Raw genomic sequence first — 13,704 nt, 5'->3', positions numbered from 1 at the left:
CAAAAAAATGGCTCTCGCCACCCCAAAAGGGATCTGCGAGAGCTATTTCTTTATTCATTTTTCTGGTTTTGTCCCAGACTCTTTTTTAATGTTTCCGAGTACGTGGTTTATATTTGATGCTAAGAAGAACGATGACCAGTGATCCAAGTGATAATAAAATCCCTTCTTTTAAGTAAGGCGGGCGGTACGTAAGCTCTACTTGATGCGTTCCTGGTTCAATGTCAGCTGCAAGAAAGGCATCTAAAATAGAGTAGGTCTCTGCTCGTACTCCATCTATTTCCAAGCTCCACCCCTCGGAGTAGGGGATTGTCGTCATCAAAACAGGCGCATCTTCTGCAACCGTAATGTCACCAATCAAGTTGGTTTGACTGAAAGAGGTCAAGTCCAGCATCCCCCCAGCTTTTCGTTCAGCTACTACTTCTTCAAATTGTTCTGTATTGAAGCGGTACAACTCTAAATCACGAACCGTCAAGGAATCTTCCAGGAAGTGAAAACCAAATCGAACGATTTCGTTCGCTTCTCCGCTGGCAATATTGATAATCTGATCGTTGCGGTAGGTCTTGTAGTAGTGAAGCAGTTCACCGTTTCGCTTCAGTTCAGCCACATCGTCGTCGATGCGAGAATCAAGAACCAAGTAGTATGGGTCTGTCGTCTCAGTAGTAAACTGAACCTCTACGGAAGCATCCTCTTCGTTATCTTCTTTCAAGTAGGTGCGATTTACCGACCCTTTCAAGGAAGACGCGATATTATTCATGACCGTTGAGTGGAAGCGGTCCTCTTGATAAAACGGTTCAGCAAAGTTCTGATTCGTTAAAGCTTGCAACAATGATTCTTGATTCTCAATTGGATGATTATCGCGCATTTGCAAGGTGGCCACTTCTGTTGGTACCGCAAAAGCAATAGAAAAAGCATGAGGGTTCAGGTAGGTCTTAGTTCGATACGCCTCTACAAAAGGTTCATAATAACGTAAATCAGGACGAGTAGAATTTGCTCGAGTTTGATAAAAGTTGTCTTTTTGAGTTAAGTTCTCGGACAAGGGTTTATTTTCTCCCATATACCGTATTCCAAAGAGTGCATCCGTTAATAGCGTACCTGAGGAGTAGGAAACAAATCCATTTCCGTCTGGAAAACCTAACTTGCCATATAATTCTGGAATTTCCTTTTCGAAGGTAGAACTAAAATGAGAGGCACTCGGATAATTTGATTGAAAGCTGTCATTTTTTGAGCGTTGGAACACTTTTTCGATCCGGTAAAACTCATCATCTGATGGACGAATCGGCTCAATAAAATCATCCAGCACTAATTGGTAATCATTAAAAGGGCGCATCTTCACATAACTCAACCGAGTTAAGTCAATCGCAGCATTGGTACTCATTTCAATAATTGTAATAACCAAGAGAAGGGCCGGCATCCATTCATAGTCTTTTTCTCTTAAGAGGAATAAGACGAGGACAACAATCAAAAAGACGGCTGTAACCAGGACTTGCAAAGGAATGACAAAAGAAAATTCTTCTTGTAAAACATACAAGGCACTAATGGTTTGAAGAATCAGCAGGGTACAAGCAAACCATAAAGGAATGGTTTTTATTTTCTGTAAAGAGCGAAAACCGTTCAAGATAAAGAAAAACGACACAACAAAAGAGAAGCGGTACGGATACCAAATGGGATACTGCATACCGTGCCAAGCTTTATTCAGGATGTTTACGTTCATTGAGAAGAAGAAGAAAATAGTCAGCAATAGAGCCACAACTCGTTCTTTCAATGGGATCGCACGGTTGAAGAAATAAAAGAGAAAGCCGACCAGAGCGATCGTCCCAACAAACAGATTAGGATGTCCAGTAGGCATTTGATCGAAATCAAAGGCACCAATATAAAACTTGGAGAGAATTTCTTGGAAAGGATACTTCAACGTCCAGTCGATGGTATCGCTCATGTAGCTTACCTTTCCGCCTAGAAGTGAGTAGAAATTCGGCACCAAGGAGAATGCTGCCAAACCTCCTCCTAGCAGCGAAAAAAGGACAAAGCGAAGAATACGAGAAGCAAAAAACTTCAGCTTCTTCGTCCACTGCATCATCACGGTATCCTGTTGCTTTGCAAGCGCAAATAGAAAGTAACAAACGACAAAAAGACAAATCATATAGCCGATATAATAATTTGAAAACAGCATCAGAGCGAGCATGAAACTATAGAAGAAGCCCTTTTCGCCGTCTACAATTTTTTCTACCCCTAAAATGATAAGAGGCAAAAAGACAAGACCATCGAGCCACATCACGTTTAATTGGTTCACAATTGTATAAGCCATTAAGGCATACGCAACAGCAAAGGTTGGGACGAGCCAGTTGTTTCCCGAGAATTTTTTAATCAGTAAGTATGCAAACGATAAACCGCTGGATGCAATTTTCAAAAGCATTAATAAAGTGACCCCAACCGGTAGATAACGATCCGGTAAGAGCAGCAAGAGTAAGTTGAACGGACTGTTTAGATAATAAGACCATAGTCCAATCATCTCTCCCCCGATTCCTTTCGCAAAAGAGTAAAATAACGCTTCTGGTTCATTTAATAAGGTATGGCGATAATAACGATAGAAGTCTACGTATTGCTGACCTAGATCGATGGTTAAGAGGGTTTGATTGCCAAAAGGATAAACGCCCATTAACGCATAAATGATAGCCATAATTGTAAAAGGTATAAAAAAAGACAAGAGCAGAAGATGTTTATTTGTTTTGGTAGTGTCTGTCTCAAAGGTCATAGATGAAATCCTCCTACTAAGCGGTACAGGTCAATATATATTAAAATAACATAGCAGGCAAAGATTTGCATTGTTTTCTCCGTTGTAATACGAGCCTTTTTTGTTATAATGAATTATTGAAAAAAATAAACAGGAGTGTAGACGTTGGCAAAAAACAAAGAAAAAAGTCGGAAGAAAAAGTCACACATCCCATTTCGCTTGAATTTACTCTTTTTCATTGTATTTCTACTCTTTTCAGCAATTATCGTACGGTTAGGGTTTCTACAAATTGTTCGAGGAGAAGAGTTCGAGGCCATTGTCAGGAGAACCGAGACAACAACGATTACACAATCAGTTCCCCGTGGATTAATTTATGATCGTAATGGAGAAGTACTCGTTGGAAATCAGGCACAACACTCGATTACTTATACACGTGGAACGAATGATACAGCAGATAAAATGGCAGAAACAGCGACGAAATTAGCAAGCATGATTGAGGTCGATGCAGAATCCTTAACCGAGCGCGATTTGAAGGATTTCTGGGCAGCAACAAACCGCGAAGAATTATTAGAACGGTTGTCTGAAAAAGAAAAGCTCCTATCTGGTTCTGAAGTTTATGAAGCAGAATTAGCAAAGATTACCGAAGCGGATATCCAGTTCGATGAAAAGGAAAAGCAAGCCGCTGCAATCTTCAAGCAAATGAATGGTGCAACGGCTCTAACAACCGTGAACATTAAAAACGTAGATGTTACTCAAGAAGAACTAGCTACTGTAAGTGAACACCTAGAAATGTTATCGGGTGTGGATGTAGCGAAAGACTGGACCCGAATTTATCCTCATGGTGAATTGTTGAGGACGATTATGGGAGAAGTTACTTCCGAAAAAACAGGAATACCAAGCACAATGATTAATGCCTACTTAGCAAAAGGGTATTCTCGTAATGACCGAGTAGGAAATGCTTATCTGGAAGAACAATACGAAACTGTATTGCGCGGCTCCAAGGCACAACGAGAAATCATTACCAACCAAGAAGGGGAAACCCTGAACTCCCTTGTGACCTATAACGGAAAACAAGGGGACCACCTGATTCTTAGCGTGGACATTCAGTTCCAACAAAAACTGGAAGAAATCGCGACTAATTTCCTCAATAGCCGTGTCGATTCTTGGAACGACCGCGTTTATATAGTGGCATTGAACCCTAAAAATGGTGAAGTGCTAGGAATGACCGGTAAGAAATGGAACCCGTCAACAGGCGAGGTTACCGATAATGTTCATGGCATCATGAACGAGAACTATATTATGGGGTCTAGTGTAAAAGGTGCGACCGTATTAGCCGGATACATGGACGGTGTGTTGACTCTTGATGATAATGTCATGATTGATGAACCAATGAAATTTGCTCAAAGAAAGACGATTTCTTCGGTATTTAACCGATACGGCCAAGTGCCAGTAAGTGACATCACCGCTCTAGAAAAGTCCTCTAATACTTATATGGTTAAGATTGCGTTGCGCATGGCGGGAATTAACACTTATGAGCCGGATTCTGAACTGGATTTGAATACAGAAGCAACCTTAGGAAAAATGCGTTCCTATTTCGCTCAATTTGGATTGGGAGTACGAACAGGAATTGATTTGCCTTTTGAATCAAGCGGATACCTCGGAAGTCCTAATAATCCGGGGCTCGTGCTAGATGAATCGTTTGGCCAGTTTGATAACTATACAGCCATGCAATTAGCGCAATACATTGCGACAATCGCAAACGGCGGCACACGCTACGCACCGCGTCTCGTAAAAGAAATTCGTGGAACAGATGCAACAGGAAATCTGGGTGCGGTTGAAACGGTTATGGAACCAATCGTTATGAATCAAGTAAACGTAAGTCCTGCCGCAATGGACCGTGTGCATCAAGGAATGTGGCAAGTAACCCATAGTCCAACGGCTTACTCTACAAGGTTCTTTGGCGACTATCCAATCGGCATTGCAGGGAAAACAGGAACCGGGGAAGCACAATACCAAGGTGCGATTGATTCGTTAAAGTATGAAGATGGATACAACACTACTTTTGTTGCATTTGGGCCTTATGAAGATCCAGAAATCGCAGTCGCAGTAGTAGTGCCGTACACAAGTACAGATACGAACCACGCCATTCCACTTGCGAAGGAAGTATTTGATGCATACTTTGGCATCAAGGATTAAATAAAACAGCTATCGCCACCCTCATCCGGGGTGGCGATAGCTGTTTTTGTATTTTTTTGGTTTCTTTTCGTTATAGAGGAGCTTTCAGGATATTGAATGTTAGTCCTATCTCAATCTTTCGTTGCGATAGGATAAAAAGTGGGGAAGCTATCGCAACGCAAGCAATAAAAAATAAGGCAGTTGGGAGAAAAGTCCCAGCTGCCTTATTTGAAATACGTTATTGAATGGTAATTTCAGTTAATACTTCTTCATCCGACATCTCAGGAGACAGTTCGTATGAACCCACTTGAATTCTTGTCATCAAGTCTTGGTCGGTTAGGTACTGTTCGGCAGCTTCCAGACTACTGATTAATCCAGCTTCTAATAAATTTTGTAAAACGACAGAAGAAGGCTGTCCATCATGGACGAGGAAGACGATAGAAGTTGGTGAAGCGGAAGAGGGTTCCTCATCCGGTACTTCTGTTTCCTCTGATTCCGGTTTCTCTTCGCTCTCCACTTCTGACTCTGTCTCTCCTTCAGTAGAGGTGGATTCTTCTTGGCTTTCTAAGCTTTTTTCTAATTGTTGATGCTCTACTAACAAACTTTCGTACTTTTCCTGGAAATCGTCCTTCTTTTCTGTAACTTCTTCCTTGGCAGTAGAAGCAGAAGGGGAAGGGGAAATCAGTTGGAAAGCTGCTAACAAAAGGGCGGAAATGAAAAAGCCCAGTGCCAAAAAACGCAATTCTTCTTTCTTCATTACTGCTCCTTCCTTTACTCCTCGGTAGACAAAGTGTCCTGATAATTATCAATGATTAATTGAACGGTTGTCTCTGGTAACTCCAGTTGTTCACCAATTTCATCATAAGTTTTCCCTTGTTGGAATAATTTAACAATGTGTTGTTTTGTGATTGCATTTAATTTCTTTATTGGTATCTCTTTCTCATCTGCCTCTTCAGTCTCTACTTCTTGTTCAAGTTTTGTAACTCTCGTTTTCAGCTCGTGCATTTCTTCCGTCATTTGAAGCGTAAAATCGCCAATCTGGGATAGCAGAGGAGATTCCTCTTCTTTTACAAAAAACGATACAATTAATAAAATAATTGCGATTGCAAGAAGGATGATTACAATCAGCCATAAATCCATATTTTCACCTCAATCCATTCAAAACAGTGCTCTTTCATATTTTAATCAAACAGGAAAGTTTCTGCAACTGCAAGTTTTCTCTTTTTTTTCATGCGAAAAGTGTGTATAATAGATTTTGTTGCCATCCAATACTAGCTATTCTGGTTGGGTTTTGGTACAATGCATCTTGCAAGAAGATCCAAAAGTCTTCAATTTCTTATGTTTGGAGGTATGAATGATGAGATTGAACATTACATTAGAATGTACAGAATGTAAAGAGCGTAACTATCTTTCCAAGAAAAACAAACGTAACAACCCAGATCGTTTGGAATTGAAAAAATACTGCCCACGTGAGAGAAAAATTACTCTTCACCGTGAAGTAAAATAACAACAGGTTTCCTGTTGTTTTTTATCGATTAGGGGATTTATTCTATCTCTGAATAGATGTTTATCGTGCAAGTCCCGAACTCCCGTCAAAGAGAGTGGGATATGCACGTTTTTTTATTTCAAGAAAGGGGTTTCCCGATGGATAAAGAATCGATTCGTAAACAAATAAAAGAAAAGTTAGGCCAATTGTCTCCTGAATTACGTGAGGCTTACAATGAGGAGCTGCTTCATTCGTTAAAAAACAGCGCAGAATGGCATTCTGCCCATTCGATTGCCATCACCCTATCGAGCGCTTCAGAAGTCAATACAGAGGCAGTCATCCAGGCTGCATGGTCAGAAGGGAAAGACGTTGTGATTCCCTATAGCGGGAAAAAACGCACCTTGTCTTTTTATTCTTATACAAAAGAAACCGAACTTGAAAGAAGTGCCTTCGGAATTTTGGAACCAAAGAATCGCTGCCAAGAAGTGCCAAAAGAGCATATTGATCTGGTGGTTGTTCCCGGTTTAGCTTATTCAGAGGATGGATACCGAGTTGGCTTTGGCGGAGGATACTACGATCGGTACTTAGCCGATTATCCAGGAAAAACTATCTCCCTTTTATATCCGTTTCAACTGCAACCGAGTGTGGCACAAATCAAAGAAAGCTTTGATATTCCCATACAAAAATTGTTCATTGCTACGAAATAACATATAATGAGAAAAAGATAACTGGAGGTAGCGAGATGACAAATTTCACTTTACGGCGTATGTTTGGGAATCGTCGTACCATCGTAACATATACGTTTTTAGCCATTCAAATAATTGCTTTTTTACTCATGACCATTAATGGGGGAAGTACCAATATTTACACTTTGATTAATTTTGGGGCGAAGTTTAACCCAGCAATCTTAGCGGGAGAGCTGTGGCGTCTAGTGACTCCTATTTTCCTCCACATTGGATTTATGCATATTTTATTAAACAGCATCACCCTTTATTTTTTGGGGACGCAATTAGAACTCATTTATGGAAATTTCCGTTTTGCGCTCATTTATTTACTGGGTGGACTAATGGGGAATGTCGTTAGTTTTGCTTTTTCAGAGGCAGTCTCTGCAGGTGCCAGTACGTCTTTGTTTGGCCTGTTCGCAACTGCGGTGGTTCTGGGACGTCTTTATCCGAATAATTATGCGATTCGTAATATGGCGCAAGGGTTCATGTTGCTTATTATTTTGAACTTTGTCAACGGACTGGCCTCGCCATCGATTGATAACTGGGGACACCTAGGAGGCGCCATTGGTGGTGGATTGGCGACCATGTTTATCTCCGTGCCTGGTATGGTGGCAGTTGATCGAGGAACGCGAATCAAAACGTTTTTATCATATGTTATTTTAGCCGTATCCCTCATTCTGTTCGGATTTATTCGTAACGGAATGATATACTAATATCAAAAAGTAGAATTGATGCAGGAGGCGTTTAGTTTGTCAAAAAAGATTTTAGGAATTGACTTAGGTGGAACTTCGGTAAAGTTAGCTATTCTAACTGAAGAAGGCGAAATTCAACAAAAATGGAGCATCCAAACTAACATTTTGAATGAAGGAAGCGAGATTGTTCCGGACATTATTGATTCAATTCGTCATCATTTAAAGTTATATCAAATGACGACAGATGAGTTTATCGGAATCGGGATGGGTTCGCCTGGTGCCATCAACTTGGCGGATGGTAGTGTTACCGGTGCCTTCAATTTGAATTGGAAAGAAACCGTAGAAGTTAAAAAACAAATCGTTGACGCAATCGGATTGCCATTTTTTATTGACAATGATGCAAACGTTGCAGCGCTAGGTGAGAAGTGGCGTGGAGCTGGAAATGATGATGACCACGTTGTTTTCTTGACACTAGGAACAGGAGTCGGCGGCGGAATTATTGCGAACGGCCAATTGGTACGCGGAACAGCCGGTTCTGGTGGAGAAGTAGGGCACATTACGGTTGATCCTGAAGGAATTGATTGTACATGTGGGAAAAAAGGGTGTTTAGAAACCGTTGCGAGTGCATCTGGAGTCTTAAATCTGACTCGCAGATATGCGGAGTTATATGCCGGGGATTCAGAATTGAAAAGACTTATTGATGATGGCAGCGAAGTAACTTCTAAAGTTGTTTTTGACTTAGCAAAAGAAGGCGACGATTTAGCAAATATTGTAGTCGATCGTTTTGCTTTCTATCTAGGTCTTGCCTGCAGTCATTTGGGTAATATTTTGAATCCAAAACACATCGTCATCGGTGGCGGCGTATCGAATGCAGGGGAATTCTTGATGAAGAAAGTGGAGGCATATTTCCTCCAATTCACATTCCCGAATGTGCAACAAACAACTTCCATTAAGATTGCAGAACTTGGGAACGATGCTGGAGTCATCGGTGCAGGGTACTTGGCAAAAGTTCAAAGTTAACGCAAAGGAGACGCAACTCTAGAAAAGGAGGTTGCGTCTTTTTAATCGGGTGAGCCTAGATTCCTAAAAACTTATGGCTTTCAAGCCGCTTCTCTTGTAAAATAGAATAGAATCGATTAGAAAGGATGGAAGAATACACATATGACAGGTTTTGATATTTTTCGCATTATTTTATGGGGAGGCCTGCTAATTTACGGCCTTTACTTACTTTACCGCTTTATCATGGGGAAACGTGCAGCAAAAACACTTACTTCTGACGAGTTTCGTCAAAACATGAGAAAAGTGCAAATCATTGATGTACGAGAACGTCCAGAATTTGAAGCTGGACATATTCTAGGAGCACGAAACATTCCGTTTACACAATTCAAAGAACGGTATGTGGAGATCCGTAGAGACCAACCCGTTTATCTTTATGATCAACGGACAACGTTTAGCAGTCGTGCTGCCGCACAGTTGAAAAAGAATGGCTTTGAGCAGATTTACGTGCTTAAAGGCGGTTATGATAACTGGGATGGTAAAATCAAAAAAGGGATGTAATCATTCGTCCAAAGCCTATTAAAAAAGAGGCAGGAGTTATCTCCAACCTCTTTTTGCTTTTTTCTATAGGTTTACAAATAAGGAATAGATTACAGAAATGAGCGCACTACCGACCATTGCTAGTAACATGATCCAAATAACAATCTTTGACCATTTCTGGAATTTAGATGTCATGGATTTTGATTTTTTGGCCACGTTTCTCCCACCTTTACTAGATTTCCTTGTTAAGTTTACAATAAATAGATAAAAATGTAAATGCTTCAAGAAATAGGTGCGGGTCAAGAAGGGTGTGCTTTCCATTTCAGACCTTTTTTGTTAGGATTAACCTTATAAAAGAATGTGTATATCATGAAAGGAGCGTTACAAATGTCTAAACAACAAATTGGTGTAGTCGGAATGGCCGTAATGGGTAAAAACTTAGCCCTGAATATTGAAAGCAGAGGATATTCCGTTTCCATCTTTAACCGTACAGGATCAAAAACAGAAGCAGTAATTGCTGAAAACCCTGATAAAAAATTAGTGCCTACTTATACAATCGAGGAGTTTGTAGACTCACTTGAAAAACCGCGACGTATTCTATTAATGGTTCAAGCTGGTGCTGCAACTGACATAACGATTCAATCGTTACTGCCTCACTTGGATCAAGGAGATATCTTGATTGATGGCGGGAATACGTTCTTCAAAGAGACGATCCGCCGTAACAAAGAGTTGGAAAATTCAGGTATTAACTTCATCGGTACCGGTGTTTCTGGCGGGGAAGAAGGAGCATTGAAGGGTCCTTCTATTATGCCGGGCGGTCAAAAAGAAGCGTATGAATTAGTCGCTCCTATTTTAGAAGAAATTTCTGCGAAAGCAGAAGATGGCACACCGTGTGTGGCTTATATTGGTCCAGATGGTGCCGGTCATTACGTGAAGATGGTACATAATGGGATTGAGTACGGCGACATGCAATTAATTGCAGAGTCCTACGATATGATGCGCAAGTACTTGAAGATGAGCGTAGAAGAAATAGCTGCCGTTTTCCAAGAGTGGAGCGAAGGCGAATTAGATAGTTACCTGATTGATATTACTGCAGAAATCTTAACGAAATACGATCCTGCAACAGGCAAGCCAATGGTTGATGTGATTTTAGACCGAGCAGGAAATAAAGGAACCGGTAAATGGACTTCTCAAAGTGCATTAGATTTAGGAGTTCCGCTTCCATTGATTACGGAATCCGTATTTGCTCGCTTCATTTCTGCGTTAAAAACAGAACGTGTAGAAGCTAGTAAAGTGTTGCCAACTGTTGAAGGAACTGTTTCAGAGGCAGACAAAGCAGCCTTCCTAGAAAGCATCCGCCAAGCTCTATACTTCAGTAAAATCATGAGCTATGCGCAAGGATTCTCCCAATTACGTTTTGCTAGTTTAGAACACGAATGGGACCTTCAGTACGGAGAAATTGCTAAAATCTGGCGTGCTGGATGTATCATTCGAGCTCGTTTCTTACAAAACATCACGGATGCATACGACAAGAATCCTGAGCTCAACAACTTATTATTAGACGATTACTTCAAGGAAGTAACCGAAAAGTATCACCAATCCGTACGAAAAGTGGTTTCTACAGCAGTCCTTGCTGGTGTGCCAGTACCAACTCTTTCTTCCGCGATTGCTTACTTTGATTCTTATCGCGCAGAAACATTACCAGCAAACTTGATTCAAGCACAAAGAGACTTCTTCGGAGCTCACACGTATGAGCGTACAGACCGTGAAGGAAGCTACCACTTTGAGTGGGATCAAGAAGTAGAAGTTCCTCAAGACTAGTGTTTTTTGAATAACAGCAGGCGAAAATGCTTCGCCTGCTGTTTATTTGAATGTCCTCTGATAATTCTAGATTCGTTTTTCGTGGGAGATATGTTAGAATGAAAATAGAATTGAATGATAGATTGTTAAATAAAATGAAGAAGTATAAGGGAGAACGCTATGGATAAAAAGGAGAAGCAACGTATTCTGATTATTGAAGATGAGAAGAACTTGGCACGCTTCATCGAACTCGAATTGAAGCATGAAGGGTATGAGACCGAAATTTGCTATAACGGCCGTACTGGTTTGGATGCCGCTTTGAATTCTGAATGGGACTTAATTCTTTTAGATTTAATGTTGCCTGAATTAAACGGAATTGAAGTATGCCGTCGTTTGCGTCCAAGCAAAAATACACCAATTATTATTATGACTGCACGCGATTCCGTTATTGATCGGGTATCTGGATTAGATCACGGAGCAGATGACTACATTGTAAAACCTTTTGCAATTGAAGAACTATTGGCTCGTATTCGGGCATTACTGCGTCGTGTTGAAATTGAAGAAGAACAACGCAAAGTAAAACAAACAACGGTTACTTACCGTGATCTAGTGATTGAGAAAGAAAATCGCATCGTCAGACGCGGCGATGAACAAATTGAATTAACTAAGCGCGAGTACGAGCTTCTCTTAATCTTGATGGAGAACATTAATGTCGTATTATCACGTGATGTTTTGTTGAATAAAGTATGGGGATATAAATCAGAAGTCGAAACCAATGTGGTAGACGTTTATATTCGCTATTTACGCAACAAAATCGATGTACCTGGAAAGGAAAGCTACATCCAAACAGTCCGCGGAACAGGATATGTGATGCGCTCATCAAACACTTGATAGGATGAATGACATGCCAAATAGAAAAAAAGGAAATTCTGCTTCCATCCGTTGGAAGTGGGGTTTTCGCTTGATGCTTGCGTTTTTACTTTTTTTCAGTGTATTCACCACCATCATGTTAGCGACGTTTCAAAACCGACTTCATGATAAAGAAAGAGTAGAAGCGGAGAGCCTTGTTCATTCGATTTCAGACACACTAAGCCAAATCGATACACGCCTGACTGATAAGAATGTTGAGAGCTTAATGGAGAAAATCTCTGTTTCGACAACCAGTCGAGGGGTTCTGAAAGTTGAAAATATACCTCTTTTAGATCAATGGTCACAAGAGGGAACGATTATTCAGGTATTTGATTCAGATGCACAGTTAATTTATGAATCCAAGCCTACCAATACAACTTTTGAACGTATTTCCGGCTATACTTTTGAAGAGGTAACTATTAACAATCGAGAAGCCTTTATTGGGAAGGACACCATTGTAGGGGAAAGTAAAGCAGTCTTACTTGGATATGTTCAAGTTGTTTTTCGCCTGACTGATTACCACAAATTTATGGCAGATATTAATCAGACCGTCTTTTTGATGATTATTGCCGGGGTTGTGGTTTCAATTTTGCTGGGGTATGGCCTTTCGCTAACCTTCTTCCGTCCGATTAAACAGATGACGGATACGATGAATGAGATTAATGAGGATACCTTATCAAAGAGCCGTATAAAAATTAAAAGCACGAACAGTCCAGATGAATTGACGGACCTTTCGAACCAGATTAACGACTTGTTGGACAAAATGGGACGTTATGTAACGCAACAAAAGCAGTTCGTTGAAGATGTTTCTCATGAATTGCGAACCCCAACTGCAATCGTTGAAGGTCATTTGAAATTGTTAAACCGTTGGGGGAAAGATGATCCTCAAGTGTTGGATGAATCGCTGCAAGCTTCTCTAAATGAGATAACCCGTATGAAGACACTCGTTCAAGAAATGCTAGACCTTTCTCGCGCCGAGCAGGTACAAATGCATTATCCAAACGAGATGACCCCAGCAGTTGAAGTGGTTACGCAAGTTTTCCATAATTTTAAGATGCTGTATACAGGGTTCGTATTCCACTTTGATAATGACATGAGTCAAGAACGCTACATACAAATTCATCGCAATCACTTAGAACAGATTTTAGTCATTCTCTTGGATAATGCAGTGAAGTACTCTACTGATCGTAAGGAAATCCACATTTCTATTTCAGAAACCTTGTCGCAAGTACAAATTGCGATTCAAGACTTTGGTGAAGGAATGTCCCAAGAAGACCAGCAAAAGATTTTCAATCGCTTTTACCGAGTCGATAAGGCACGGTCGAGAGAAAAGGGCGGCCACGGTCTCGGGCTTTCCATTGCGAAGGAACTATTAGAGAATTATCACGGAGATATTTCGGTAGAAAGTGTCTTGGGGCATGGAACGATCTTCCGGATTCAATTACCCTTCCAAGAAGACTACTTACCAGAACAAGAAATTAGCGCAGAAGAATAAGTTGAAGCGAAAAACGTGCAAGTGAGCCTTAAAAAAAGCTTCACTTATACCAAAAAGCCCGAAAGCGTGCAAGTGAGTGCTAAAATGACCCGACCCCCAAAAGTTAGACCTAAAAAATCTAATTTTTGGGGGTATTTTTATGGTCAAATATAGTTTTG

13 protein-coding genes are annotated in these 13,704 nt (G+C 40.7%); 9 read left to right on the top strand and 4 right to left on the bottom strand.

Annotation, left to right across the window (positions count from 1 at the left end; genetic code table 11):
• Positions 1-85: 85 nt before the first annotated feature.
• Positions 86-2,749 (bottom strand): YfhO family protein, encoded by a 2,664-nt coding sequence (locus tag PVE40_RS10975; RefSeq protein ID WP_274731980.1) that lies wholly within the window; start codon positions 2,747-2,749, stop codon positions 86-88.
• Between the two features lie 144 nt (positions 2,750-2,893).
• Here PVE40_RS10975 and PVE40_RS10970 point away from each other — a divergent pair, with 144 nt between their 5' ends.
• Positions 2,894-4,924 (top strand): penicillin-binding transpeptidase domain-containing protein, encoded by a 2,031-nt coding sequence (locus tag PVE40_RS10970; protein WP_274731979.1) that lies wholly within the window; start codon positions 2,894-2,896, stop codon positions 4,922-4,924.
• A gap of 217 nt (positions 4,925-5,141) precedes the next feature.
• Here the strand turns inward: PVE40_RS10970 and PVE40_RS10965 are convergent, their stop codons facing one another.
• Positions 5,142-5,660 (bottom strand): MltG/YceG/YrrL family protein, encoded by a 519-nt coding sequence (locus tag PVE40_RS10965; RefSeq protein ID WP_274731978.1) that lies wholly within the window; start codon positions 5,658-5,660, stop codon positions 5,142-5,144.
• Positions 5,661-5,674: 14 nt separating this feature from the next.
• Positions 5,675-6,043, bottom strand: coding sequence for a helix-turn-helix domain-containing protein (locus tag PVE40_RS10960; protein WP_274731977.1), 369 nt, complete (start codon positions 6,041-6,043; stop codon positions 5,675-5,677).
• Between the two features lie 217 nt (positions 6,044-6,260).
• Between PVE40_RS10960 and rpmG the strand changes: the two genes are divergently transcribed.
• From rpmG to PVE40_RS10935, 5 genes are all read left to right on the top strand, one after another.
• Complete coding sequence (gene rpmG / locus PVE40_RS10955; protein WP_274731976.1) at positions 6,261-6,410, top strand: 50S ribosomal protein L33; 150 nt, start codon at positions 6,261-6,263, stop codon at positions 6,408-6,410.
• Positions 6,411-6,547: 137 nt separating this feature from the next.
• Positions 6,548-7,096 carry a 5-formyltetrahydrofolate cyclo-ligase gene (locus PVE40_RS10950; RefSeq protein WP_274731975.1) on the top strand — a complete coding sequence of 183 codons (549 nt, stop codon included), beginning with the start codon at positions 6,548-6,550 and terminating at the stop codon, positions 7,094-7,096.
• Positions 7,097-7,131: 35 nt separating this feature from the next.
• A complete protein-coding gene (locus PVE40_RS10945; protein WP_274731974.1) occupies positions 7,132-7,827 on the top strand; it encodes a rhomboid family intramembrane serine protease in 696 nt (231 codons plus the stop codon).
• A 36-nt stretch (positions 7,828-7,863) separates the two neighbouring features.
• Positions 7,864-8,826, top strand: coding sequence for an ROK family glucokinase (locus PVE40_RS10940; protein WP_274731973.1), 963 nt, complete (start codon positions 7,864-7,866; stop codon positions 8,824-8,826).
• 141 nt (positions 8,827-8,967) lie between these two features.
• Complete coding sequence (locus PVE40_RS10935; RefSeq protein WP_274731972.1) at positions 8,968-9,363, top strand: rhodanese-like domain-containing protein; 396 nt, start codon at positions 8,968-8,970, stop codon at positions 9,361-9,363.
• Positions 9,364-9,426: 63 nt separating this feature from the next.
• Here PVE40_RS10935 and PVE40_RS10930 read toward each other — a convergent pair whose 3' ends face one another.
• Entirely contained in the window at positions 9,427-9,558 is a 132-nt protein-coding gene (locus tag PVE40_RS10930) for a DUF4044 domain-containing protein (RefSeq protein ID WP_274731971.1), read from the bottom strand.
• Positions 9,559-9,729: 171 nt separating this feature from the next.
• On the opposite strand from PVE40_RS10930, the gene gndA reads away from it, so the two are divergent.
• From gndA to PVE40_RS10915, 3 genes are all read left to right on the top strand, one after another.
• The gene (gene gndA, locus PVE40_RS10925; RefSeq protein WP_274731970.1) at positions 9,730-11,163 is read left to right on the top strand and encodes an NADP-dependent phosphogluconate dehydrogenase; all 1,434 of its coding nucleotides are present in this window, start codon (positions 9,730-9,732) and stop codon (positions 11,161-11,163) included.
• Positions 11,164-11,322: 159 nt separating this feature from the next.
• Complete coding sequence (locus PVE40_RS10920) at positions 11,323-12,033, top strand: response regulator transcription factor (protein WP_274731969.1); 711 nt, start codon at positions 11,323-11,325, stop codon at positions 12,031-12,033.
• Between the two features lie 13 nt (positions 12,034-12,046).
• Positions 12,047-13,546, top strand: a complete 1,500-nt coding sequence (locus PVE40_RS10915) for a sensor histidine kinase (RefSeq protein ID WP_274731968.1) — start codon at positions 12,047-12,049, stop codon at positions 13,544-13,546.
• Positions 13,547-13,704 lie beyond the last annotated feature (158 nt).

It is taken from the genome of Jeotgalibaca caeni (assembly GCF_028863945.1).
Lineage (GTDB): Bacteria > Bacillota > Bacilli > Lactobacillales > Aerococcaceae > Jeotgalibaca > Jeotgalibaca caeni.
This window is presented reverse-complemented; position numbering and strand designations above follow the sequence as displayed.